This window comes from Luteibacter anthropi, from assembly GCF_011759365.1.
In the GTDB taxonomy this organism is placed as follows: Bacteria; Pseudomonadota; Gammaproteobacteria; order Xanthomonadales; family Rhodanobacteraceae; genus Luteibacter; species Luteibacter anthropi.
Map to the genome: position 1 here is coordinate 254,503 of NZ_JAARLZ010000005.1, position 23,717 is coordinate 278,219.

At 57.1% G+C, this 23,717-nt stretch carries 19 protein-coding genes; 6 read left to right on the forward strand and 13 right to left on the reverse strand.

The features are described from left to right. Positions 1-8 precede the first annotated feature (8 nt). Complete coding sequence (locus HBF25_RS11100) at positions 9-389, forward strand: DNA-binding transcriptional response regulator (protein WP_166948347.1); 381 nt, start codon at positions 9-11, stop codon at positions 387-389. A 273-nt stretch (positions 390-662) separates the two neighbouring features. Here the strand turns inward: HBF25_RS11100 and HBF25_RS11105 are convergent, their stop codons facing one another. Beyond that, the gene (locus HBF25_RS11105) at positions 663-1,169 is read right to left on the reverse strand and encodes a DUF6496 domain-containing protein (protein ID WP_166948349.1); all 507 of its coding nucleotides are present in this window, start codon (positions 1,167-1,169) and stop codon (positions 663-665) included. 498 nt (positions 1,170-1,667) lie between these two features. Next, positions 1,668-2,126 carry a PA2171 family ribosome-binding persister protein gene (locus HBF25_RS11110; protein ID WP_166948351.1) on the reverse strand — a complete coding sequence of 153 codons (459 nt, stop codon included), beginning with the start codon at positions 2,124-2,126 and terminating at the stop codon, positions 1,668-1,670. A gap of 201 nt (positions 2,127-2,327) precedes the next feature. Here HBF25_RS11110 and HBF25_RS11115 point away from each other — a divergent pair, with 201 nt between their 5' ends. Further along, positions 2,328-3,851: a cryptochrome/photolyase family protein gene (locus HBF25_RS11115; RefSeq protein WP_166948353.1), complete on the forward strand. Its 1,524-nt coding sequence runs from the start codon at positions 2,328-2,330 to the stop codon at positions 3,849-3,851. A 142-nt stretch (positions 3,852-3,993) separates the two neighbouring features. Here the strand turns inward: HBF25_RS11115 and HBF25_RS11120 are convergent, their stop codons facing one another. The 7 genes from HBF25_RS11120 to HBF25_RS11150 form a co-directional block, all read right to left on the reverse strand. After that, complete coding sequence (locus tag HBF25_RS11120) at positions 3,994-4,644, reverse strand: hypothetical protein (RefSeq protein WP_166948355.1); 651 nt, start codon at positions 4,642-4,644, stop codon at positions 3,994-3,996. Between the two features lie 371 nt (positions 4,645-5,015). Continuing rightward, the gene (locus tag HBF25_RS11125) at positions 5,016-7,256 is read right to left on the reverse strand and encodes a peptidase domain-containing ABC transporter (protein WP_166948357.1); all 2,241 of its coding nucleotides are present in this window, start codon (positions 7,254-7,256) and stop codon (positions 5,016-5,018) included. Between the two features lie 10 nt (positions 7,257-7,266). Continuing rightward, positions 7,267-8,538 carry an HlyD family secretion protein gene (locus tag HBF25_RS11130; protein ID WP_166948359.1) on the reverse strand — a complete coding sequence of 424 codons (1,272 nt, stop codon included), beginning with the start codon at positions 8,536-8,538 and terminating at the stop codon, positions 7,267-7,269. A gap of 47 nt (positions 8,539-8,585) precedes the next feature. Further along, positions 8,586-9,017 (reverse strand): hypothetical protein, encoded by a 432-nt coding sequence (locus HBF25_RS11135; protein WP_166948361.1) that lies wholly within the window; start codon positions 9,015-9,017, stop codon positions 8,586-8,588. 56 nt (positions 9,018-9,073) lie between these two features. Then, complete coding sequence (locus tag HBF25_RS11140; protein ID WP_166948363.1) at positions 9,074-9,628, reverse strand: hypothetical protein; 555 nt, start codon at positions 9,626-9,628, stop codon at positions 9,074-9,076. A gap of 39 nt (positions 9,629-9,667) precedes the next feature. Beyond that, complete coding sequence (locus HBF25_RS11145) at positions 9,668-10,516, reverse strand: Fic family protein (protein WP_166948365.1); 849 nt, start codon at positions 10,514-10,516, stop codon at positions 9,668-9,670. Between the two features lie 892 nt (positions 10,517-11,408). Further along, positions 11,409-12,572 (reverse strand): ankyrin repeat domain-containing protein, encoded by a 1,164-nt coding sequence (locus tag HBF25_RS11150; protein WP_166948367.1) that lies wholly within the window; start codon positions 12,570-12,572, stop codon positions 11,409-11,411. A gap of 353 nt (positions 12,573-12,925) precedes the next feature. Here HBF25_RS11150 and HBF25_RS11155 point away from each other — a divergent pair, with 353 nt between their 5' ends. Together HBF25_RS11155 and HBF25_RS11160 are read left to right on the forward strand one after the other, a co-directional pair. Then, on the forward strand, positions 12,926-13,369 hold the full coding sequence (locus HBF25_RS11155) for a hypothetical protein (RefSeq protein WP_166948369.1): 444 nt from the start codon (positions 12,926-12,928) through the stop codon (positions 13,367-13,369). Positions 13,370-13,555: 186 nt separating this feature from the next. Continuing rightward, positions 13,556-15,211, forward strand: a complete 1,656-nt coding sequence (locus tag HBF25_RS11160) for a site-specific integrase (RefSeq protein ID WP_166948371.1) — start codon at positions 13,556-13,558, stop codon at positions 15,209-15,211. Between the two features lie 381 nt (positions 15,212-15,592). Here the strand turns inward: HBF25_RS11160 and HBF25_RS11165 are convergent, their stop codons facing one another. Beyond that, positions 15,593-15,880, reverse strand: a complete 288-nt coding sequence (locus HBF25_RS11165) for a helix-turn-helix domain-containing protein (RefSeq protein ID WP_166948373.1) — start codon at positions 15,878-15,880, stop codon at positions 15,593-15,595. Positions 15,881-16,031: 151 nt separating this feature from the next. Here HBF25_RS11165 and HBF25_RS11170 point away from each other — a divergent pair, with 151 nt between their 5' ends. Both HBF25_RS11170 and HBF25_RS11175 read left to right on the forward strand, forming a co-directional pair. Continuing rightward, positions 16,032-16,382, forward strand: coding sequence for a hypothetical protein (locus HBF25_RS11170; RefSeq protein WP_166948374.1), 351 nt, complete (start codon positions 16,032-16,034; stop codon positions 16,380-16,382). A 63-nt stretch (positions 16,383-16,445) separates the two neighbouring features. Continuing rightward, complete coding sequence (locus HBF25_RS11175; protein ID WP_166948376.1) at positions 16,446-17,420, forward strand: hypothetical protein; 975 nt, start codon at positions 16,446-16,448, stop codon at positions 17,418-17,420. A gap of 240 nt (positions 17,421-17,660) precedes the next feature. On the opposite strand, the gene HBF25_RS11180 is transcribed toward HBF25_RS11175, so the two are convergent. The 3 genes from HBF25_RS11180 to HBF25_RS11190 form a co-directional block, all read right to left on the reverse strand. Then, the gene (locus HBF25_RS11180) at positions 17,661-19,499 is read right to left on the reverse strand and encodes a MobA/MobL family protein (RefSeq protein WP_279588197.1); all 1,839 of its coding nucleotides are present in this window, start codon (positions 19,497-19,499) and stop codon (positions 17,661-17,663) included. A 325-nt stretch (positions 19,500-19,824) separates the two neighbouring features. Continuing rightward, the gene (locus HBF25_RS11185; protein WP_166948380.1) at positions 19,825-21,582 is read right to left on the reverse strand and encodes an ATP-dependent helicase; all 1,758 of its coding nucleotides are present in this window, start codon (positions 21,580-21,582) and stop codon (positions 19,825-19,827) included. Further along, positions 21,582-23,435: an ATP-dependent nuclease gene (locus HBF25_RS11190; protein WP_166948382.1), complete on the reverse strand. Its 1,854-nt coding sequence runs from the start codon at positions 23,433-23,435 to the stop codon at positions 21,582-21,584. Before HBF25_RS11190 ends, HBF25_RS11185 begins: the two co-directional genes overlap by 1 nt. Between the last annotated feature and the right edge of the window lie 282 nt (positions 23,436-23,717).

Here is a 23,717-nt window from a genome sequence, read left to right on the forward strand (position 1 = left end):
AGGCTCCCATGTCCCACCAGGACCTACCCCCCATCGCGGTGGTCATCGAACCCCGCCCCATGCTGGCCGATACCGTTGCGGATGCCCTACGCACCCGAGGCTATGAGGTCTTAGTGGCCTCGACCCATTCAGGCGGAGCGAAGGCTGTGTTGGCCGATGCCCAAGTGGCCTTTCTCGTCGCAGCCATTCCGGCTCCTGGCGAGGACAGGTCAGGGGCTTATCTGGCCGACGTTCGGGCCAAGAATCCGGAGATGAAAACCGTGGTGATGTTGTCAGACCCGGAGGAGGATGCCAGCGAAGCGCCGATTGGCGCAATCAAACTGGTCAAGCCTTTCACCATAGACGAGTTAAATGAGGCCCTCGACCAGGCGACTAACATCGTCCTCTAGGGAACGGCACCAAGCGAGCAGCAAGCCTCGCTGTGTGGCCTCCTCGCAGGTCTTTCCTCAATGCCGGCGTGGAAGAGTGCGTGAAAGAGTGAGCCTCTATTGCGAAATTCGTCCGCCTGGTAAGCCAGTTCACAGCGAAGGCACCAGACCCCTGACTTTGCTTCGATAGAGGTGATGTCGCAAGACATGCTCTTCCTCGTTGAGATTTCGGGCCCATCGGAACCCAAGGCTAAGCAGCGCGTCCCTGCGCTATGCGGGTGCAATGCCGCTGGATTACGAGGCTTTCCGCGCTCGCGTACGTGCCGCCTTCTTCGCGGCAGACTTCCGAACACTTGCTCCCTTCGTTTTGGCAGCTTTCTTCGCTGCAGAAGACTTACTGGCAGATGTTCGCTTCGCTGCACTTTTTTTCGCCTGAGCCGACAACGCACGCTTAGACACCGCAGCACTCCCCTCGCGTTTAAGCGCTTGGGTGCTGGCGCGCTTGCGGGCGGCCGACTTCTTCGCAGCCGTCCCCGACGAGCGTTTCTTTGCAGCCTTCGTATCCTGGGTGGCCTTCTTCTTCGTCGCCTTGCTGGCGGTCTTCGAGGGCGTCGCCTTCACTCCAGCTCGGCGGGCTTTCGACAGGCCAATGGCAATGGCCTGCTTCGCAGAACGGGCGCCGTGCTTGCCTTCGCGAACGTGCTTGATTTCTTCATGCACATATTCACCAGCCTGCGTGGATGCCGACTTGCCTTGGCGCTTGGCGTGAGCGGCCTTCGCCGCCGTTTTTTTCTCTGGCATGAGCATTCTCCCATCAGGAAGTGAGAGGCCTAAAAGGAGCTCGAGCCGCCAATAGGGTCATGCGCGGGGCTCGCTCCGATTCGACCCGTGCGAATCGTAATGCCGAGGCTGTGACGCGGGTGTATGGCGCCCATAGAGGTATTCCGTCCTCAGACGGTACCAGCCAATCTCATCGAGGGCATTGCTGCCATTGATGAGATGGTTGGGGCTTACTCTCGCACCACGTGCCAAGTCCCATCGGCATCCTCCTGACGAACCTGGACATCGTGCCCCATCTCTTCCAAAGCACGAGCTTTATCACACGCAGCCGTGAGGGCGGCGAGGCCATCTCTAAAATCCTCTCCCTCCCCGCCATCAACCGAGACGTGCCAGGTATGGCTCCGGCCTGCGGGATACATCACATAAATTCGAATCGATGCCACGATGGCGCTCCAGAAGATGGGCGGCGCATCGTGGCAATTCAATCCTCCAGAAAGTGTGAGAGAGCGCCCTCTTGACTTATTGGAAGGAGGCGATGACTTCTGCTTTCCGGGTTTCCATCTGGGCCCCTAAGTCCCGAAGCTCTTCGGCAGACAGCAGTTCCTTGGCATCTTTGAACATCTCCTTTTCTTCCTCGCCGGCGTGGTGCTCAATGAGTTCTTTGAGAACCTTGGCTCGCCCGGAGAATTCCACGCTGCCCACGTCTGTCTGCAGCAGGTCCGGAAGCACAAGGTCTTCAGCAGCCCGGTGTTCTTCGAGGGCCTCGAAGTACATCTTGGCTTCGGCCCTTTTTCCGGCTTCTTTGAAGGCGGGGTAGAAGATTTCTTCCTCGATGGTCGTGTGGGCCTTGAGGTTGACCTGAATCTCATGGAGCAATTCAGCACGCTTTTTGGTGGCTCGCTCCGTGGTATCAGCTAGTTCGGCGAGCAGGCCTTTGACCAACTTATGGTCGGCTTTGAGCAATTGGATGGCATCCATGGTTCGGTCCTGGCGGTGGCTGGGAAGGCCCACCATCCAGCCGCACCCGTGAAGTGGCTGCGACAATACCGCCCCAAAGCCCTCTCGCTTCCTGCACGCATGGCCGGGGCAACCCCTTCAGTGCCATGCGGACACCCCAAACACGGAAGTTGGGGTAACGTTCGGCTCGGCTCTGGCACACCAAGCAAACTCCCGACCTTTATGCGCCATCTTGTCGTGGTCCTCGGTGACCAACTCAATGCAGATTCACTCGTCTTTGACGATTTTGACCCGTCGCAAGACTGCGTCTGGATGGCCGAGCGCGTAGGCGAATCTCGATATGTCTGGTCATCGAAGGTACGGAGTGCCGTCTTTCTCTCGGCCATGCGTCACTTTGCGGCATCCCTACCCGACCGCTTCCCCCTCCTCTATACGTCGCTGACCGACCCGGGCCCGGACGACCTCGTCGACCTCCTTGCCCTCACCCTCCAGGAGCATCTGCCACGCCGCCTCATCCTCGTCCGCCCCGGTGAGCATCGCCTCCGAGTGGCTATCCAGGCCTGCGCCAAGGCGCAGGGCGTCGAGTATGTCGAGCGGCCAGATATCCACTTCTTTTGCACAACGGCCGACTTCAAGTCGTGGGCCAAGGGCAAAACCAGTCTACGCATGGAGCACTTTTACCGCTGGATGCGGCAGCGGGAAAACATCCTGATGGAGGGGGCCAAGCCCATCGGAGGAAAATGGAACTTCGACGCCCAAAATCGTGGGCACTTCGGCCACGAGGGTCCGGGCTGGTTGCCCGCTCCCCGAAGCTTTGCCCCAGATGCACTGACCCAGCAGGTCCTCTCCGACGTAGCAAGCGCCCTCACTGACCACCCGGGAGACTTGGGTAGCTTCGACTGGCCAACCACCCGGGATGAGGCACTGATAGCCTTGGATGACTTCCTCGACCATCGCCTCCCAGCCTTCGGCCGCTACCAGGACGCCATGTGGCAGGGGGAGCCGTTGCTCTACCATGCCCGCCTGTCGGCCAGTCTCAACCTCCGACTCCTGTCCCCTCGGGAGGTCGTCGACGGCGCGCTTCAGCGCTACCAGAAAGGACGCGTTGAACTCTCCTCCGTAGAAGGCTTTATCCGCCAAATCCTAGGCTGGCGAGAGTTCGTGCGGGGGGTTTACTGGCTCAACCCGGACCGCCTGCTGGCCTCCAACGCACTGGAGGCGCATGCGGCCCTTCCAGGGTTTTACTGGACCGGCGATACCGACATGCAGTGCCTGCGGGAAGTCATCTCGCAGACCCTATCGACGGGCTACGCCCACCATATTCAGCGACTCATGGTGACGGGCAACTTCGCTCTCTTACTAGGGGTCGAGCCGCACCAAGTCCACGAGTGGTACCTCGCGGTCTACACCGATGCCGTGGAATGGGTCGAGGCGCCCAACACGCTCGGAATGAGCCAGTTTGCAGACGGCGGCCGCATGGTCTCGAAACCCTATGCGGCCTCCGGCCGATACATCGAGCGGATGAGCAATTACTGCGAGGGCTGTCGCTTCAACCCGTCAGAGGCAACCGGGGGCTCCGCTTGCCCGTTTACGACGTTGTATTGGGATTTCCTCGACCGCCACCGGGAGCGGTTCTGGCACCATCCGAGAGCAGCCATGCAATGGCGGTCGCTCGACCGAATCCCATCCGACAAGCTGGATGCCATCCGGACGCAAGTAGCAAATATCCGAAAGCAGTTGCGGTGAAAGTAACGAGCCTCTGGCCCAAACTCGCCTCCAACACCCTCTCTATCTCGATTCCACGGTGTCCGTGTTGGCCAGCATTGCCTCACCATCTATATCGAATATTCAAAGGGCTTACCTGCCCCACCCCCATCCCCTAAACCCATCAGATGCGTTTTCGAGGGAGCGCAGCCCTTCTCACTCTTGCTCGCCGGATGTTTTGCTCAAGCCGACGTCGGCGCTCGTCCTGAACCAAGTCGCGAATCGCTTCGGTGTAGCGTGTCGCCGATTGTTGGTCAAACCGTGCAATTCGAATGGCACGTCGGGCCCATCCCTTCGATTCCGCATGCTTCGTGCACCGTTCAATCACCGCCACCGTCGGCGTGTCGGTCCATGGATGCCCATAAACGAGTAGGCGGTCACGGCGGTCGAGAGATGTCTGAGCAGAGGTCCATGGCCAGCACTTCGTGTCAAGCTCATCGGCTTGTGCTGATTTCACAATGGCATTGTGGTCGAGCCATGCGTTGAACGGCTCAAAGTGTTCTTTCTCGTGCTGGAGGAAGTGCCGAACGAAACGCAGCGCATGAGCATGTTGGAGATGCAGATTCGACTGATAATCCTTCCATGCAGACCAGAGGTCTTCCGTGGAGTGAAAGCTCATATGTACGCCCAGCCGATAGGCTTTGCCGTTTTCGGCTTGAGCGAGGGACCACCAGGTGGTTCGTTTTCCGTCCACGTCGTAATCGAGACTGGCGTGGAGGGTAAGGCCACACTTGGAGAAGTAGCGGGCGAGATGGGGGGCTGGTGGTGTTTTCATGGAAAGTCCTTTTCCGGCTGAAGATGCGTAGATTAATTTAGAGAAACTTCATTGTTGATGAGATCGAATAGTTATAAGAGATAATCTCTAAGAAATTCTTGCTTAGACATTCTGTCTACCGGATTTTTGAGGGCCGTCAAGAGGGCCTAATCAAAGAGAACATTTACCATCACGCCCCCTTACGAAGGGGACCTTACTTAACCTACCGATATCTATAACATTCTTCAATGTCCACCACCCTACCGGAAGCGTCTACTGGCTCATCGGCTTGGGCTGATCCACCAAACCGTGGTCAGAACCTTGAGGGCGGATTGAGATCCGAGGGGAATGCTCAAGCAACGCCACATACAAACCAAGCGGATACCAAGTCGTCACGACACGCGTGTTGAATCACCGGAGTTCGTTAAAGTTTCACTGGCGATGTGACTTTTATGCGCATCGTGTCGATCCATGTAAGTTGCGCCGGCTTCTTTAATCTGGCCATTCTCAAACAAAAGAATGCGGTCGGCGCTACGTATCGTTTCCGGACGATGAGCAATGATGACACGTGTTATCTTTAGCTCCGAAATCGCCGCATTTATCAGTGCTTCCGTTGCCACATCCAGGTGACTGGATGACTCGTCTAGAAGGAGAAATTTTGGCTTTCTATACAGTGCGCGTGCCAAAAGCATTCTCTGGAGCTGGCCACCGGAAAGAGCAGATCCCATGCTGCCCACTAAGCTGTTATAGCCCATCGGCATGGCTATGATGTCATTGTGCAACTGAGCCAATCGCGCTGCATCTTCAATTTTCTCGATGGTACTCGATGGATCGAACATCGAAATATTGTCAGCGATGGTACCAGTGAGAGCGTGGTCATCCTGCATGACTATCCCGCACAAAGAGCGGAATCGGGACTTACCGATCTTCCGGAGGTCTGCACCACCGACAAAGACAGCACCTGAATATGGATCAATAAGCCCCGTAATAACCCTAAGGAGCGTACTCTTTCCGCACCCGGAAGGTCCAACAATGGCAACGGATTCGCTTGATTTGATATGAAAACTGCAATTGTGGATAACCCAACGCTCACCCGCTCCGTAACGAAATGAAACGCCCTCCATTCTGATGGACGAATCTTCAATCTCTCCGAGATACGAACCTTGCAGGTGCCTCTCCGGCTCGGTCATGACAATGTCGGCGAGTCGTTCACCCTGCAACCTAAGAAGGCGAAGTTGTATCAGGTAATCAATGAGGCTCATCGATCGAGTAACGAACTGGTCAGCGTATGCGACGAACGCCACGAGCATGCCTGCAGAAAGCTTCCCCTTCATGCCCAACCACCCACCTATCCATAGCATGGCGATTCGTTGCAAACCAGCCGTCGAAGAGTTAATTGCGTCAAATACGAGAGACAATTTTTGAACAGAAATCTGCGTATTGAGCACGTCTGCGGTGGCATTCAAGTATCGGGCGGTACTGACTGACTGCTGGTTCGCAAGGCGGATCGTTTGGGCGCAACGAACGGCCTCGATGAATCGGCTTTGCCTGCGAGCATCCATCGTGATTTGACTTAAGTTAGCTTCTTTCAAGCTACGAAAATACAGAAGGCGCGCCACGCCATAGAGGACAACTGCCAGTAGCGTAAGTGAAGCCATCAGCCAACTGTAGGCCATGATAACCATCAAGGTCATAAGCGCCATGGCGCCATCAAGGACGCCCGCTACAAGCTGAGTGGTTAAGGTTTGCTGGATGGTCGTAATGGCAGCGAAACGGGAAGAAATATCGCCAATGTGTCGACTGAGAAAGTAGGGCTGCGGCAGTCTCAGAAGATGTCGAAATACGTTCCCAGTCCAATTAAAGACGAATTGACTACCGACCCACATCAGGGCCCATGTACGAACGGCAGAAACAACAGTCTGAGCGAAAAGCACCGCCAGGAACGTCAGTCCGAGAAAGACAAGAAGATCGCGATCCTTGTCTGCGAGAACTTGATCGACCGTCATCTGAAGGTATTGAGGTGCAATAAGCGTGAAAACCTCTAACACCATGGCCAAGCCAAAAAGCGTCGCTATGGAACGCTTAAGCCCGGTTATCTTACCTGCCAGCTTTCGCATAGACAGCGGAGGTGGCGCATCTTTTCGTTCAAAAGATGCTGCCGTAGTAAACTCGACCGCTATGCCAGTGAAGTGATCGCTAGCCTCATCAATCCGAATGCGTCGCGGACCCATCGCTGGATCGATGATATGCAGATACCCCTTGGTGACACGCTCTAACACGACATAGTGGGTAATGTTCCAATGCAAGATGCAGGGAGTACTTAGGCTACTGACTTCCGTCATCTCCAACTTTACCGGACGCGATGCAAGACCTAGCAACTCGGCGCACTGCACGACATCTGCCAGCGTCATTCCTTTTGTCGAAACCGGATAAATCTTACGTAGATCACTAAGTACGGTGCGATGACCGTAGTATCCTGCAATCATGGCAAGACTGGCTAACCCGCACTCGGCTGCTTCCGTCTGCCGTAGCACAGGAACACGGCGCTTCCAACCGAAGAAGAGCGTCGCGGGAGCCTCATCATGCCCTCCCCCTTCAAACTCGCTGCCATCATCTCGATATGCGTACTGCATTGGTGCACCCTTATCGTTTAGCCATGCCATACAATGGCTCAAACACCCATTCGAGCATACTGCGTCGCTCGACCATGATGTCGGCATCTAGGGACATACCAGACGTGAGATTTCTTTCCTCGCCATACGCAGATATTGTCTGGCGATCGAGGTTCACGATGACTCGATACATGGGATCGGAACCTGATTGCGCTTCGGACTGTATGCGCACATCTTCAGAATTCATGGCGCTCTTTGAAATGCGATAAATCCTTCCGTCGCCGGAGCCAAATTTTTGATAGGAGTAGGCGGCGTAATGAAGAATCACCCGATCACCCTCTTTCAGGAAGCCCAGAGCCTGGCTTGGAACCAATAACTCCGCCTGCATTCGTGCATCTTTCGGGACAATCGTCAGCAGTGAACGCCCGGTCGTTACCGACTGACCGGGATGAACCAGGAGGTTCGCTATAGTCCCACCTACCTGACTACGAACGACGATTAATCTATCGGCCTCCGTTTGTAGCAAAATCTGCTTCGAGTCCAGAATCTTTCTTTGAAAATCGCTGCGTTTTTGCTGCGCATCAATAGGAACTTGCCGCTGCTGCGCTTCATTCTCCGCAATTTGCTGAGCGAGTTGAAGGCGATCTCTTTGAAGGGATGAGACTTGCCCGCGCGCATTGTCCTGCTGAGACTCCATCTCTTCTAACTGAACGTCCGATACAACGCCGGCGGCGAGCTTGGTATGAATTTTCTCCAGTATCGCGCCCTGACGATCGCTTGAGGCACGCCATATGGAAATCTGATCATCGATTTGCGCAAGCTGACGCTGAAGTGAAGCGTGATCGGATATCAATGTTCTACGCTGGTCATCCGCCGATCGACTGGTTAACTGAACGTCCTCCGCCAGGCTCGTCTGCGACTGCTGAAGAGCCTCACTGATTGATTTACGGGTGTCCCCCGTTGTTGCTGCCGTTTCCTCCTGGGTAATCAGGAGGAGTGGGGTTCCTGCGGAAACGGCATCACCCTCTTGCACAAGAACACGCGTGATAATTCCTGGCGTTGAGGATTCAAGCGGCGCGAGCCCGCCGACCGGAGACAGGACTCCGCTCACATGAACGCGTCGTGTGTAATGTCCTAGAACCAGCCATACCGCGAGGGCCAAGGTCAATAAAAGTCCAAGCCATGCGATCATCATGGCACTAACGGGAACAACCAGCCTCACTTTTCCAAAGGCGGACGCTTGTCGCGCATTGACCACCTCGATCCGAAGAAGCCCTTCCCTGCTCTGAATTTCTGGCTGCATCACTCCCTCGAAACGAGATGGTTTTTGTATAGCGCTGACAGTCTGCGTTACTGCTTCATCGCTGTGACCAAGATATACATCGAAGTTGGAGCATGGGCAGTGGGTAGGGCACTCACTCGACCCTGTATCCAAATAGTCTTGCCAACCATAGATTCGATGTTGCTTCCGGCCGGGTCGCCAGCGGCCGATCCGAAGGACAGGTCATACACATGAAACGCATTCCCCGAGAAATTGTCCTTTCGTATGGCCGCGACGAAGTTAATCGGTGTCAGCAAGTGAAGGTAGAAATAGGTGGTCTTTCCCTGCCCCACGTGTTCTACCTCGCCTTTGCGAACCTCAGCCTGAAGCCAGGGCGACGACTGATCTTGGGTTACTGCAATGGCCTGAGTGTCGCTATCTGCCTTGACTTCTTTATTGGCAGCGAATGCAGTGGTGGCCGACGCCATAAGGAAGACGGCGAGTGCGAATGCACGGGTCATATAAACCTCTGATATTGTGGGAAGGGCCGGCCAGATAATGTGCCGGCCCCAGGGCATTACATGTTGGTACCGCCTTCGGCGTTCGTGATGGCATCAAGCATCACATTGAACTCCTGGTTGTTCATCGAGTTGATCTGATCGTTCTGTGCATTGGTATACCCGTGCGACGCCATATAGGAGTTGATATTGTTTGACTCAATATTCTGGGCCGCCGCACTGCCTCCGTTGTATCCATCATGTGAAAGTGACGTCGGTGTGCTGCTGTAATAGTTTGCGTCGAGAAGATCACCCAACGCCTGCCGTCCATCTTGCTCCGTAGCAAAATTGGCAAAGGCGCCAGTACTTCCATCCGAACCATGCGCAGCCGTCCAACTATTAGCAACGAGGTTTCCTGGATTGTTCTCGTTCGCTACTTTGGAGGTGTAGTCACGATCATAAACGTTGTGAGTACCCGAGGTCGTAGGTGATCCCAAGATGCCACCGCCGGCGCCACCGCCACCGCCAATCCCCGGAGGAGTCCCGCCGCCCGGATCTGGGTAGACATGGATCGATGTTAAGGTGTTATCACCGCCAGAAATGAGGAACAGTTCAGCACGCGTTAGATTACGCATTTTTATCCCTTCTGATTAAGTTACTTACATATGCCGAACTCAAGGCGCTACCACCTCAAGTTCACGCATTCCCTTTGATTTCCTCATATCGACGCCTTGTAATTCCCGTATCAAGAGAATAGCGGTGGCTATCCACCGACAAACAATCGATGCTCTTCCAAAAAATCGCGCCTGGCGACAGGCAATATCGAAACCACCCTGACCGATGATCATGAGCTCTTTGAGCGGTAGGTACTTTCTGTAGGCGGTTTCCGCATCACCGAAAAGAAGAAGATTCCCTATCACTCGACTTGCACGACCATTTCCATCGGCAAAGGGATGAATGGTGAGAAATGCTGTCATGAACACGGCAGCACGATAAACGCTTGACCCAGAATGATCAGAAGAAAGAAATGAGTAAAGTCGCTGCATCTCTCTATCGACGATAGAAGGATGAAGAAAGAGCCATCGTACGCCAGCACTGTCGTACGATGTTCCTACAAAGATATCGTGCCGTATCAGGTTCGGCTTACCCATTACATCGTTCGATATGCTCTCAATCAACGTTCGAAATGCAGGGAACGACTGCTCTAGCTGACGCGCCTTGAGATCACCAGCGGTAAACAAGGCATGTCTTTCGCTGACGGTTCTATAGGCCTCTTCGTTGTACGATCTCTCCGATCGCACGGAAAATTTCGATAGCGGATGCATCAAGGTGTCAAAGGGACCACCCAAGGGCACAAAGCTCTTCGACGATGACACCAGCTTTAGCGTCGTCAAAAGAAGTCGACCCGAATATTCGTCCAGCTGCAGTAGAGCTCGATCCGCATCCGAAATCAGACGCTTTGTTGACTCTGAGAACTGTTCGAATTGGGGATAGCTAAATGGGGGAATCTGTCGCGAAGGCATAAACTTCTCTGTCCCTAATCGGCGAAGTTGCCTGGGACCGCATGATGCTGAAATTCATAAGGCGGCTTGGACCTAAGTGAGGCTCTCTCGCGACATGAAGATTTCTCTAGCCAGGATGCGCCCCTAAACCAGCTCAATTCGTGCACATATCTTGCCTAGTAATGTGCAGCTTGCAAGCGCAAAATGCTGTGTAAATTCGAGATAAACTGCATCATTACAAGAACTTCGTCTCTTTTTTTTGCCCGCCAAGCAAATAAAAGCGTTTCGCTGGTGAAATGGATCTCAAGTCGCAATGACTTTCGACTTGTAGGATTTCCCCTACAAGCGCGCGCGGGATCACCCTACAAAGACTCCTTCGACTCCAGCAGCCTATAACGGCGTCCATTACTAATTCGCCTGATTAATGCCTTTGTTTTGCAAACACACCGAAACAAAGTTATGGGTTGAAATACCACCAGTACGGTGACTGGAACTCAGCGGCTCCGTCGACTCTAGTCATGCGCTCGAACCAGCCGCTCGCGAGTATTGGCAACGGTCTGTTCTTCGCCAATATGGGTCATCCCCGCGCCAGAAGCTGACTTTAAGGCGATGCCTTGGTCTGGCCTACATCAGGAGTCAAGGGAGGCACCACAGAAGTCGACGTCCTCCGTATCAACCAAGGCTGGTTGTCCGTCAAGTCCGCAAGGCATGTTTCGAGCACCAACGTAGAGCTGCACCGCAAAGCACTCGGCCACCGATGCTGCGAGATATAACCGAAAAGCCAATCTGACGAGTGTTTTAGTTACATTGTCCTTCGTGCGTGCTTTACACGTTTGCTGATCCGATAACCGGCGCCTTGACGTCGCGTGACGCACGCGCAGTCCTCTGCCGACAGAGGACTCGCCAAGCTTGCCTAAAGCCGGGCAATGTCCAACCCGGAGGTACGAGGTGCGTCCTGTGCAGCAGGCAGTGCCCGCGAGAGTCGCCATTGTGTAACCACCGCCCGCGCCTCCGGCGGAAGCGATTCCTCTGCCGTCACGCCGTCATCATTGGTAAGCGATGTGTTTACGCCTGCTTCAAGAAGCCACCGTGCGACCTTGGGGTCCCGGGCAAGGTGCAGCAAGTTTGCTCCTCCAGCACCATGAATGCTGTTGAGCGCCGCCTTTGTGACACACAGCTTGACCAGGTCTGGCCGGCCCGCTTCGCTGTCGAGAAGGATTGCGAGACCGGCGGCAGTGAGCTGCTCCAACATGAGTTCATCGGCGCGACCCTCATGCCAGACGTAGCGGAACCGGCAAATCCCATCAAGGGCACCATGCTCCACGCAACTCATGACGCGGCCGGCATCCCCATCGAGCAGCGCCCGCTCGATTTCAACAGAAGCGCTGAACTGCGCCGTCAGCGGTGCACGGCCCGTTCCGTAGAGAAAGTCTGTTGATGCCCGCTCGTGGTCCGGCGTGAGATACCTGGCTTCCAGCAAGCCATGGAACAGATCCTCGGATAGGGCCACGTGCCATACGGGTTGCGGCAGGAGTGGAGGCTCGAGAAGTGGGAAGGACTCATGGGACGACCGACGGAGGCTTCTAAGAAACAGCGGATCCGCGCCATCACCATCGCGATAGGCCAACTCGACATCGTCGTCAAACAACACCTTGCCTGGTGGCTCTGACAGCGCATCCAGCAACGGCTGCCTCATCCCGTTCGGCAGCGGTGCACCGTTCTCGATAAGATACCGGACCACCGGTCGGCTCCTAGCGAAGTGCAGGAGGGTTCGACCCTTCGAATCAACCTGGCCGATGTCCGCCCTGGACGAGAGCAGCAGTGGCAGGGTCAAGAGGCCATCGCGTGCCGAATCGACAAGCGCTGCCAGCGACGTAACGGTCAGACCATAGAAGTCTTCCCCGTCGTACGTCTCGTCAATCCCACACTCAATGTTCGGATTGCCGCCCAGCGCAAGCTGATTCCAGATTCGCCTGACGTCGTGGTTGAGTACCGCATGCTCGAGAAGTCGCGTCATGTCATCCGCTGCGCCTTCCGATGTTGTCTGCTGCAATGGGTTCGCTGGCTTTCCGTGCATGGTTGCTCCTGGGCTAGGTGTTCCATTCAACCTAACCAGGATTTGGAAACCGTCAAGGGAGACCCTGTATCGAACGCAAAGCGCCAATGACCTTTATTAGCGTGAAGGTAAGCCACTTTGGGGTTTGTCGCGCATCAAGACCCCAAGTACACAACCCTTTGCAACTAAACACTTTTCCCAGGAGTTGGGTTTTGCCCCCAGTCAAGTCAGTAATACTTACTAAGGACAAACCAATGCGCGACGAAGCGACCGACCATCCACTACAGAGCGCCCCATCCGGGGATGCTCACACCCCCGTCAGACGCCGCCACCGGGAGAGCCGTCGGGGCACGGCTGCAGTCGACCCCGGGAGCGTGGCCGATACCCGGGAGAAGCTGCCGAACGTTAAGCGACCGAGCTGGCGTGACATCCCTGTGTCCGACCTTTCCGGCCTGCAGTACGTGCTCGACAACATGCCGCTGGTAATGCGGACTGTCTTCGAGCTTGCCGAGCTCGACCCATCCCTGTTTCGTCCAGACGAGCGGCTGCGACTCCGCCTACTGGTCGACCGCGTCATCGGAGCGACGTCCACCGATGCGGTCGGCGAGGCAATCCGCGATATCTACACTCTCCGACGGCGGGGTTTTCCTGTCTCAGCGATCAGCGAAACGCCGCCCCCACGCAAAGGTCGCGAAGAGGCGAGACGAGTTATCCAGACGCTTCGCACCACGTGGAACCGCTCGGTACCCGGCACCATTGCCGAATCGCTCTGGGTTGAAAAGACCCTCGATTTCCTTGAGCAACGGAGTCGACATTGACCCTACGAACGCAAATGGACGTCCATCTCGATTGCTAACTTTCAACTGAAAAAGTCAAGAAAATAGTCGGACTTGATCCATTGACAAAAAGGAGAACCTCGTTTTGATGAAGGGAGGCCAGTTGTATCGGCCGCTCACTCGACGGGATGTCACCGTCGATTTCGATCCCCTACACGAGGTATCCCCATGTCCGAGAAAACAGCTCCTGTTGTTGCGCCCCGTACCCGCCGCCTTGCGCCCCGCACGCCACCCCGCCCCCTCCCTCCTGTACCACCCTACCCCCACGCCTCCGACCTCATCCGCAGCATCGACGCGGCCCCTGCGCCGGCAGTCCGCGTGCGGCATGTTGGTGAAACTGAGGACGGCCACCGCGTCATGACCCGGACGGCAAAACCCATCCACCAGATCCGCGCCGTGCTCAAACGCAAGGCGATTGAGCACGCCATCATGACGATGGCCGACGATGAGCTCGCCCGTATCGAGGTTGAATCCGACGCCCCCTTCGAACCATCCCCTTCCGCGCAGCATGTCATGGCCATCGCTGAAGTGCGACGGAAAACCCTACGTCCCGCCGTCCCCGTTGATCTCACCCTGCGCCCGACAGTCGATGAAATCACCCGCAGCAGGCGTGGCCTGTCCGCGAACCCGACCTGGCAGCACCCGGCACTGGTGCAGGCAGGTGCCCCGCAGCACACAGGAACATTCGTCATCCAGTCGGACGTCACGCTCTCGGACCGGTACCCGGTCTATGTTGATTACCTTCGACAAAAGAAAACCTCGCGGTCTTCCACCATCGGCGGGCTCTGGACGCTGCGCATCCTCACAGAACTCGTTGGCGACAAGCGTCTCTGTGAGCTCGGGCCTGGCGATGTCGACGTGTTTTTGCACGCCATCAGTGTCTGGCCGCCGCATGCAAGCAAGCGGCGCGACTATCGCTTGATGAAAGCTCCTGCCGTGGTCACCAAGGCAAAGCGTCTGGGCGACGCACCGATTGACGTAGGCACCCAGCAGCGCCACATCGATTTGCTCCGCACGTTCTTCTGTTGGCTGGAAAACCGCCACGAAGTGGTGCCGGGATTGCTCAAGGGGGTGCGTTTATTTTCATCAACCGACGACCGGGGTCAGCGGCGAAAGCCCTTTGACCCGCATGAGCTCGAGTTGTTGTTCCATCCCAAGCACGACAAGACATTTACCAAGCCCCACCAGTACTGGGCCCGGTTCCTTGGCTACTACCAGGGCCTTCGCGTCAACGAGCTCTCGCAAATCTACGTCGATGATGTGTCCCTCATCGATGGTCTGTGGTGCATCGATGTCACCCGTGACCGGCCGGGCCAGCGACTGAAAAATAACCAGTCGCGGCGCACATTGCCCATTCACCCTGTCTTGATAAAAAATGGCTTTCTCGACTTCGTCAAACAAGCCAAAAATTGGGGCCGTGTCACCTTGTTCCCCGGTCTGGTGTGGGGTGCCAACGGGCCGGGGGACACGACATCCGACTGGTTCAATCGCTCGTTTTTGCGCCGAACATGTGGCATCAAGGCGAAGGAGAAGGTGTTCCATTCGTTCCGCCACAACTTTGCCACCGCCGGCGAACGCTCCGGTCTGTCCGATGCGCGCATCGCCATCATGCTTGGGCACAGTGCAGGAGATTCGATTCTCCGTAAGCACTACGTGCTGAGGCTCAACCTGCTCGACATGCAGCAGTCGATGAGCAACATGCAGTTCATGCCACTCCAACATCTGCCCTATGTGCCCGCGCAGTATGAGCAGGCCTTCGAGCAGGCGGCCGAGGACGAGGCGCGGTTTGAGCGCATCGCGGAGGTGTATGACCGGGCGGCGTAAGGGTGATTGGTCCGGGTAACGCGACGGGCTGCCATCGGCAGCCTGTCTTTTGTTGATGCCAGCGATTTCCTGATCTAGGACCTACATGGTTCCGGCGGCGAAATTGTCAAACAGGCTTCCGGCGGCTGCGGTATCCCGTCGGCGACACCGTCGGTATAGAGCCCATGGGAGGTCCAATAACGGGAGGCTCATAAATGTCTTTCAACAGAAAAGCCGGAGACGCCGAGCCGGTCTGTACGCTTCCGAAAGGACGATGAACTTGCAGCGGCCCGGGGCTCATCGACAGAGCACAGGATATCGACCCCAAGCCGCGCTCCCTTTCGTCGTTGCGCGGGCACGGCTGGCCTGACTGACCAGCCGTCGTAGACGTTAGAACTGGGGTTACCGGAGACGCCGACCGGGTTTGATGCGTTGGACCCGGGCGTAGAGCTGGACCAACCACTCGCTAGGGTCGACCTCACATTGCTCGAGCCACCGGATGAGTTGAATGGGGTCAACCCGGACATCGCCCTTCTCGACGTGGGAGATATAGGGCTGGGATACCCCGAGGCGCCGAGCGAGCTCCACCTGGGTAATGCCTTGGGCCACACGCGTTTCGGCGAGAAAGCCGCAAAAGGCTTTGTACTCCTCGCTGTGGATGGACGCGGTTCCGGTCTGGCGCTTCGGCATGGCTTCACCTGTTTGGTGAAGGAACGCTAAATGCCTTCTTCTTATATTCCGTCTAAGAATATTCCGAGTTGTTATACACTCATTCCCGCCGGCCAGATTCAAGCCGCCCTACCGCCCGTCCGGGCCAAAAACACCACCTCTGGGGGAATTCATGAAGAAACCGGTTGCCGTCCTTGCCCTCACCGCCCTTCTGCTGGCCGGTTGCGCCACCCAGGGACAGAAAATGGACCTGCAGAAGCTCGGACAGATGAGGCCTGGAGTCTCGACCATTGATGACGCCAAAAAGCTGTTCGGAGAACCCTCCCAAGTCACTCGCCAAGACGATGGCAAAACGGTGCTGGCCTATTCCTTCTCATCGACCCAGATGGACGCGAAAGACTTTATCCCCATCGTGGGCACGTTTATCGGCAAAGGGCCAAAGCAAGACCTGGAGGCGACCCGTCTGACTTTTGATGCTTCGGGGCATTACGTCTCGTATTCGACCTACGCGCTGAAGCAGTAGGCGCCCGGGTGCTCTCGATGCGGCTCTAGGCCAACTCCCCTTCCCCTATACAAGGATGGTTCTATGTTCAGCGCATTCTTTTGGTGCATTTTTGGCGTGGTACTCATCGTCGTCGCCAACACGTGGGTCGCGCGCATCCCGTTTGCTCGTCTTGCTGCCGGCATCGCCCTCTACATGCAATTGGGAGGGGTGTTTTCCATCATCGCCGGCGTGGTGTTCTTCTTTCATAGTGGTCCGGTGACGACGCCCACGCTGCCCACGCTGTCCTACTCCGACGAGAAAGCATTGTGGGCCGTGGCCGTGGTGCCGGCCATCATCGTCGTGATGGCAATTGCGATTACTTTGTCGATGCGCGCCGACCGCGTAAGGCGCTCTTTGAGACCCGAGTTCGAAACGGCAAACGTGACCTTGGTCATCCATTCGGACGGCATGCTGCATATCTCCGAACCCAATGACTTGGTATCGAAAACCATCCCGCTCGGCCGCGTGGGATTTGAAACCCAGTATTTCGAAGCAGATGCGAACATCAGCGCCTTTACGTTGACGATGATTCTTGAATGGCCCGAACCCATCGACGGACTGCTGAACCCGGAGACCGCGAGAGTCCGAGCAAGAACCCTCGCGGTGGTCCAGGCTTCTCCCGATACTGCCAAAGCACTCAACGCATGGGTCCGCAAGCATCCTGTTCTCGGTCCAGACTGGGGACGCATCGGTGAAGCGTGGAAAGCGGCCTGCAATGACCTGCTCCGGTATTGCCGAGAACAACGGAACGCCAAGGGAGCGCCGGCCATCGAAGCCATTCGCTTTGAAGATGGTCCCAGCATTGACTACGTAGCGATTGAGAAAGATGGCTCGGCCCTGGCTGGCACCGGGACCCATCCGCATCTGATGCCTCCGGTGGCCCTGCATGCTGTCCAGCGCAAACTGGTCGTCGCCATTGATGGACGCTTTCCCACGTTTGAGCTCAACGACGACCAGGTGCGGACGCTGCAAAAAATGCATGCCCGGGGCGAGGTTCGCTTGCAGCAGCGGGCGTAACCGCTGACGGCAGCGTCGATACAGAGGTCAGTCCAAAAAAAGCCGCCCCTGTTCAACCAGGAGGCGGCTTGGAGGTGCGCCGTGGGGGGAGGGGTCAGCACCAACGGAGACAGGATGGCCACGACAATGTGGGCAATTCGTGATGGCATTGCTGGATTACTGGAGCCGACCTCGGTGGTTCTAGTAAGTGGAGTGAAGCGTCCTACTTCCCCACGCCGTCGTCCGCATCAAGGCGAATCGTTAAAGTCGGGGAAATCTCCTGAGGTGCTCGGCTGGCGTTGGGGGCGGCACGCCCGCCGCTCGGCTTACCCATGTACTTCGTTCCCTCATCGCCCGCCCGGCCGTCGCCCCTCCAGCCTGACCATCACTGCCACTGCCCTGACCGTCATTCGTTGACTCCCCTGATGATGGGGTCGGCTCCGGCGCATCCATCTCCATCACGTCGCGAACGAGAGCTGCGGAATGGGTGGGCAAAAAATTTAGGGCTTGTTCGAATGACGGACGCGAACTATTGAGCAGAGCTTGTGCCGCCTCTTTAAGCTTGGCCCTTTCTTGTTGAAGCACGTACTCCGACCTCTGAAGCCGGCGGAGCGCCCCCTTGGCCTGCCGACGGAGCGAGAGCAAGCCGGCTTCATCAACGCGAACATTGTCTGTCAGTCGCGAGACATCTTCCGCATGCACGTGACGGGGGTCTTGGAGAGGCAGACCAGAGCGAATCAGACGAATCCGAAACGCCTGACGGGCTTCAATCGAGCGCAGTTTTCGAAGGGCGCGAACGCGGTCCGCTCTACTGACATCCAGCCGGAACAGTAAATCGTTCTCGGTCGACTGGGCTCGCTCGACCTGCTTTCGTAGAGCAAGACATTCATCCATCCGAGCTATGGCGGACTTGATTACCTCCTCTAAGTAAAGGGCATACTTAACCGACCGCTCCAGAGCCTGAGATTCCGCTTCATTTTTGGGCGGTCGTGCCACCGCCCGGATGTGTGCTTCCAAGCTCGTGGGTGGGGCAGATGTGCGAATCGGCCGACGTGGGTATACGCCTGGGGTGGCCAAGAGCGGACGTCGGGGGGATGGAATGGCTGCTGGGTGTGTTTGCTGGGGGAAGCGCTTGCGCCGGGCTAGGATACGTGCCGTGATGTCCACCCCCACGGACGCACGAATGGCTTCGTCAGTGATTTCTGTCGCTCGCTGCTCGGCCACTCCAACCGCAAGGGCACTTCGAAGCAAGTTCCCCCGCAGGGTCTGCATCCCCTTCCGCTCCATCGCTGTGGCGGCTTGACCGACTTTGGGCTGGGGAGCCTCAGATACCCCTTGGCGGACGTAGCTCCGGTGGTCAATGACAGGAGTCCTGCCCGCCTCGGCCAGATGGCGATTACATGCCTCCGCCCATGTCTGGTTGAAGGATTCGACCCACGCCGCAGAGGTCCGCTTGTTCGACAGAATGGCCAGCTTGGCCCCGAAGCCAGTCGATGGGCCACTCTCGCCAGGCTGGGCATCCTCACCCTCGCCCTGCCGCTCATCCTGCTCTACATGACCGTGCTCCGGACTGCGAAGGTCATCGGAGTCCGAAAGCAAAACTCTGGTCGGAAAGTACAGGTGAGCGTGGTAGCCCTGTTTCTCGGTGGGTTTAACCTCGCCCAAGACGTCTCGGTCGGCATCGCGGTGAAGACCGAGGGAGACCGGAACATTCAGGGCATTGCTGATGAACCGGGCGAGCTCTTCGGCGAGGGCCCCTGCCTGCTTGTCGTCCAGACCGAGAGGAATGGGGACTCGGTAGTCCCGTGCCACCTGGGCGTCCTTGCGGTTTTCACAGGCCTCCACCCGGTTCCAGAGTTCTTGTGGGTCCGTTGCCCACGCAGGGGCGCCGGTCGGCACGATGGTGACGGCGTGGACGATTTCCTCCCCCAGTTTGCGCTTCCGGAAATCGTGGGTTTTGCCGGTACGGTCGTCGATGAGTTTCAAGCCCAACCGGTAGGCGGCACCGGCAACCGAGGAGTGTCCACTCGCCCGGGAGTGTGTCGTCAGATGCGGGCGGGCATGTCGAGCATGTTTGGCGGGAGTGGGGGTTTCGGTCATGAGCCCTCCTTGGCTGAGATGCCCATCCTGGGCGGAATCGAAAACGGGACAATACGTCGCACTTATCAAAGCAGAGAATGCGACCTTGTCAATCGTTTGGACGTCCAAATGGATTTCTAGATGTGGGCGCGTAGCGATGAATGTTCATCCAAAAGAAAGGGCGCCGACTTAGCCAGGCGCCCTGCTTTGAAGGCTTTTCGGCTTTTCGGCCCGAAGGGTCTGCGGAGCCGGCTGGCGAGCGACGCTATTAGTGTCGTGTTGGAGAAACCAACACTAAGACGCGCTCTCCCGATTTTTGTAATGTATCGGCCGGAGTCAAGGTTAGTCAGAGGCAGGCCGCCACGCCGCGCACCAGGAGATCTTTCAGAAAGATCGAAGCGGTATTCGAATACATGAGATGCACTTCGTGCTTTGCGCGGGTCACGCCGACATAGAACAGGCGCCTGTCTTCCGCGATACCCTTGTCATCAGAAAGGTAGTGCGGAAAGGCACCCTCTTCGATCCCTATCATGATGACTGCATTGAACTCGAGCCCTTTGGCACTGTGGAGGGTCGTGAGATAAAGGCGATCGGGGTCGCGACCCTGCATGGCAAGGTTCTGAACGGTGAAGTGCGCCAGAGGGTTGCCCTCTCTGCACGCCTCAAGCAAATCATCAACCGCTTTTGCCTCGTCGACGAGGCTCGCCCGTTCGGCGAATGCGCCGGCAAGAAAGAGTTTAAGCATGCCGGCCGTCCATTTGCGCAACGGCATCTCGGCATGGCGCCCCTTGAAGATGAAGCCGAGGAACTTCCTATGCAGCGCTTGGCCAGCCGACGAGTCGGCGGCCAAGCCCATCAGACGGAGCAGCGCAAGCGAGAGGTCGTGGATACTGTTATCTGCGCGACCAAGGGGGGTGACGCACCAGCGGGCGACCGACCCCATCCATTCGAGCAACCGTGTGCGACGAATGGGGGAGCCGTTGTCGTACCGCGAATACGCCAGCTCCCGCTCGTCGGCGCCAGCGGCAACGAGGCTACCCTCCCTGAAGCTGCGGTAAACAAACGCTATATCTCCAAGGGTCCAGTCCTCATTTGCCGCCAGAATTGCGGGGACGATCTCGTCGAGCGCGTTAGCCACCTGGGCGGCAACGTTGGGCGGTATAGCGTGGATCGTGACGCGGCCACCGCCAGCAGCCCCACGGACAGCCTTGCCGAGGACCACGCTAGATGCATTGATGATGGCCGGGGCGCATCGGTAGTTATTCTTTAGGTAGACCTTTTCAACTCCAGGAAGCTCGGCGAGCTGAAGGAGCAGCTCAGGACGGGCGCCTGTGAATCCGAAGATGGCTTGGTCTGGGTCACCGACTGCAATGACGCGAACCCCGGCTTTCTGCATCAGCGTTATGACCATGCGGTGCAGCGATACGCCGAGATCCTGGTATTCATCTACGACAAGAATTGGGAATTTGGCTCGCACGACTTTTCGCACCCATTCGAACCCCTCAATAAGTTGCAAACCGGCGAGCACCATGCCGTCGAAGTCGATAAGGGCCGCTGTCCGGAGACGGCGTTCGTACTCATCGACAAAGCGGCGCTCCTCACTCTGGATGTTCAACCACTCGACCGACGTTCGGTCCGGCATCTCCATGCGAAGCGCGGAGGCCTTGGTTTCCAACCAATTGGGCAGCGCGCCACCACCATGGACCGCCCGGTAGGCATCGTTCATGAATTGCCTGCGTTGTCCGGCCGAAGCGACCACGAGGGGATTGGGCACCCCCACACCAGCCAGATGCGCAAAGGGAATGATGAGTTCCGTCAGGCACAACCCGTGGACCGTCGCAATTTCAACCCGCTTATCATCGACGACGCCAAGCTTCTGGAGGCGGGAGCGAATTTCGTTTGCGCATCCGTTCGAATAGGTCACAAAGGCGATGCGACGAGGAAACTGCACTTCTTCGTCGAGTAGCCGCGCAACCTTCATGGTGATGGTCTGCGTCTTGCCGCTGCCTGGTCCGGCGAGAATGACGCAGTTGCCGGTCGAATCGAAGGCCTGCGACTGGCCTTCGTTTTTCCGGATGTCCGCCACGTGGTCGCGCCAGCCCATCAGTTTCGCTCCAGAAGCCCGACGAGATGGTCGAATGCATCACTGATGTACGAAGGAATGGCCGACGGCGGGGTTTCGATAAGCAGAGACGCGAGGCGCTGTGCCAGACGCCCCTTCCCGATGGAATCGATGTCCTTGAGGAAGCGGACCTCGTCCATTGTCTCAGGCACATTGGCCCAGCCCTCGAAGCGCACCTTCATGGCCCTGTTGGTGGTCAGCCCGGCCACCGCGTCACGGAAATGCGTGTGCATTCCGCACCTGAAGAGGTCGACTTCGAATGTGTACTCGTTGAGAAAAACGCCGAAGTCCGGGGCAGCATCCACTCTTTCGTAAAAATCCATCTCTGCGAGAACTTCGCCGTCGACCAGCTGCGGAAGTATCTGCTTGACGATACGAAACTGGCCGTAGCCGTCATCCTCATCTTCATCGTACGTTTCAACGTCTTGCTGGCTTGCCTTTGAATCGAGTGGGTCGAAGTCGGTGAGCAGCGCAAACGGCATGTTCAGTCCTGCCCCACCAATGAGCTTGAGGTAAGGGACGAAGTTTGTCCCCGACACCGAGCAGACCGTCACGCCCATCGCATCAAGGTCAAGGGGCGGGGCGTGCAGTGCGGCCAGGGTCGGGATGAGGAATTTCTCCGCATCCCCCTCGACCAAGAGCACACCGCGCGAGAAGAAGAGCTCCCCCCGGGTCACATCGAGGTATCGCTCGAGGTCGTCCCGGTCGGTGTCAGTCAGCGCACTGCCGACCTTGTGCAGGCTCTTTCCAACGGTTGACCCTCTGGAGGATCGCAGCACGACAATGTCGGAGAGCGGTGCGACGCTCGCGACGTTCGGAGAGTGGGTGGTCAGCAGGATGCTCCGCGCTCGGTTCTCCTGTTTAGGGCCATCCTTCGTCCTCAAGTATGCCCTGTAGATGAGCCGTTGGAGATGGGGGTGGAGATGCGCTTCGGGCTCTTCGATGGCAAGGAACGTGTGTTGCCTGACTCCTTCGTCCGCCAGAGCCTGCATCTCCAGGTGCTTGAGGGCGAGGTAAAGAACATTGGCCGAACCGAGGCTCGCCTCGGCAACACCCCTACGATTGCCATCAATCATCAGCTGTAGGGCTCGTACCAGGCGTGTTCCTTCAGTCGGTGAAAACCCGAGGCTGGTATCAACCGCATGGGTCGGGCCCACCATGGTTTTGAGCTGGGTATTGACACTGTCTACAACGGACTCCAGGGGCTCAATGTCGGTAATGGCCGCCGTTGCCTTATCGATGTCGTCAGCGATGGCCTTCAAGACCTTCTCATCAATAGTCGCCGCTGCGCGGTCGATGAGTGGGCGAAGCGGTGAACGTGACCAGCGCGCAAGGTCACCTTCCGCATCCCGGAGGGCGGGAAAGAGGTCAATGGGAATCGCGCGGCGCACATCGTGACCGACATGCAGCAATGGGACGCGCTCCTCCCCACCAAAGACGACGAAGTCATAGTCCGCCTCTGTCCTCGGCAGACCGGCGAGGCCCTCACGTGGCTGGAACCGGTAGGTCACGCGGGCCACTAGAGGGTCGGTTGAGACAAGGCAACGCTCGAGCGCCGCAATAAGCGGCTTGTTCTCGTCAAAATCCGTGAGTTCGACCGCGATGGTAATTTTCGCATCCGCTGGCAGGGGCCGCCGAATTCCATCTGGAAAATCTTCAAGCCGGAGACGACGTGCTGAATCGGGAAGCGTCGGATCAAACACCAGACGCAGGGCATGCAGAAGGTTTGACTTTCCGACCCGGTTCTCACCAAGGATGACGGCATTTTCTCCGATGTCGACCGAAAAATCGACGAAGTTGCGGAAATTTTTAATGGAGATTTTTCTCATACGCATGCGACGTTCCTGCTCCCTGTTCGGCGCGAATCTTACTCGCACCCACTTTCCCTACCTAGGATCAAATTTTCACTGACTTTGTCCTGTCGTGACGGTGCATCGACAAGTCACTGGCGCCGAGATCGGTGCGATATGCGCGATGTCGACGACAAAGTTACTTCGATATCCAAAGCCACCAACCCGTTCGGGTAGATTTTCCTTCATGCCCATTAACCCAAGAATGCACATTTTCGGCGATGGAATGAGCACCGTGATATGCAGTAGTCTCTCGCTAGACATGAC

Coding starts and splice junctions, on each gene's coding strand:
- HBF25_RS11100 (WP_166948347.1), top strand. CDS start 9: ATGTCCCACCAGGACCTACCCCCCATCGCGGTGGTCATCGAACCCCGC.
- HBF25_RS11105 (WP_166948349.1), bottom strand. CDS start 1,169: ATGCCAGAGAAAAAAACGGCGGCGAAGGCCGCTCACGCCAAGCGCCAA.
- HBF25_RS11110 (WP_166948351.1), bottom strand. CDS start 2,126: ATGGATGCCATCCAATTGCTCAAAGCCGACCATAAGTTGGTCAAAGGC.
- HBF25_RS11115 (WP_166948353.1), top strand. CDS start 2,328: ATGCGCCATCTTGTCGTGGTCCTCGGTGACCAACTCAATGCAGATTCA.
- HBF25_RS11120 (WP_166948355.1), bottom strand. CDS start 4,644: ATGAAAACACCACCAGCCCCCCATCTCGCCCGCTACTTCTCCAAGTGT.
- HBF25_RS11125 (WP_166948357.1), bottom strand. CDS start 7,256: ATGCAGTACGCATATCGAGATGATGGCAGCGAGTTTGAAGGGGGAGGG.
- HBF25_RS11130 (WP_166948359.1), bottom strand. CDS start 8,538: ATGCAGCCAGAAATTCAGAGCAGGGAAGGGCTTCTTCGGATCGAGGTG.
- HBF25_RS11135 (WP_166948361.1), bottom strand. CDS start 9,017: ATGACCCGTGCATTCGCACTCGCCGTCTTCCTTATGGCGTCGGCCACC.
- HBF25_RS11140 (WP_166948363.1), bottom strand. CDS start 9,628: ATGCGTAATCTAACGCGTGCTGAACTGTTCCTCATTTCTGGCGGTGAT.
- HBF25_RS11145 (WP_166948365.1), bottom strand. CDS start 10,516: ATGCCTTCGCGACAGATTCCCCCATTTAGCTATCCCCAATTCGAACAG.
- HBF25_RS11150 (WP_166948367.1), bottom strand. CDS start 12,572: ATGCACGGAAAGCCAGCGAACCCATTGCAGCAGACAACATCGGAAGGC.
- HBF25_RS11160 (WP_166948371.1), top strand. CDS start 13,556: ATGTCCGAGAAAACAGCTCCTGTTGTTGCGCCCCGTACCCGCCGCCTT.
- HBF25_RS11165 (WP_166948373.1), bottom strand. CDS start 15,880: ATGCCGAAGCGCCAGACCGGAACCGCGTCCATCCACAGCGAGGAGTAC.
- HBF25_RS11170 (WP_166948374.1), top strand. CDS start 16,032: ATGAAGAAACCGGTTGCCGTCCTTGCCCTCACCGCCCTTCTGCTGGCC.
- HBF25_RS11175 (WP_166948376.1), top strand. CDS start 16,446: ATGTTCAGCGCATTCTTTTGGTGCATTTTTGGCGTGGTACTCATCGTC.
- HBF25_RS11180 (WP_279588197.1), bottom strand. CDS start 19,499: ATGACCGAAACCCCCACTCCCGCCAAACATGCTCGACATGCCCGCCCG.
- HBF25_RS11185 (WP_166948380.1), bottom strand. CDS start 21,582: ATGGGCTGGCGCGACCACGTGGCGGACATCCGGAAAAACGAAGGCCAG.
- HBF25_RS11190 (WP_166948382.1), bottom strand. CDS start 23,435: ATGCGTATGAGAAAAATCTCCATTAAAAATTTCCGCAACTTCGTCGAT.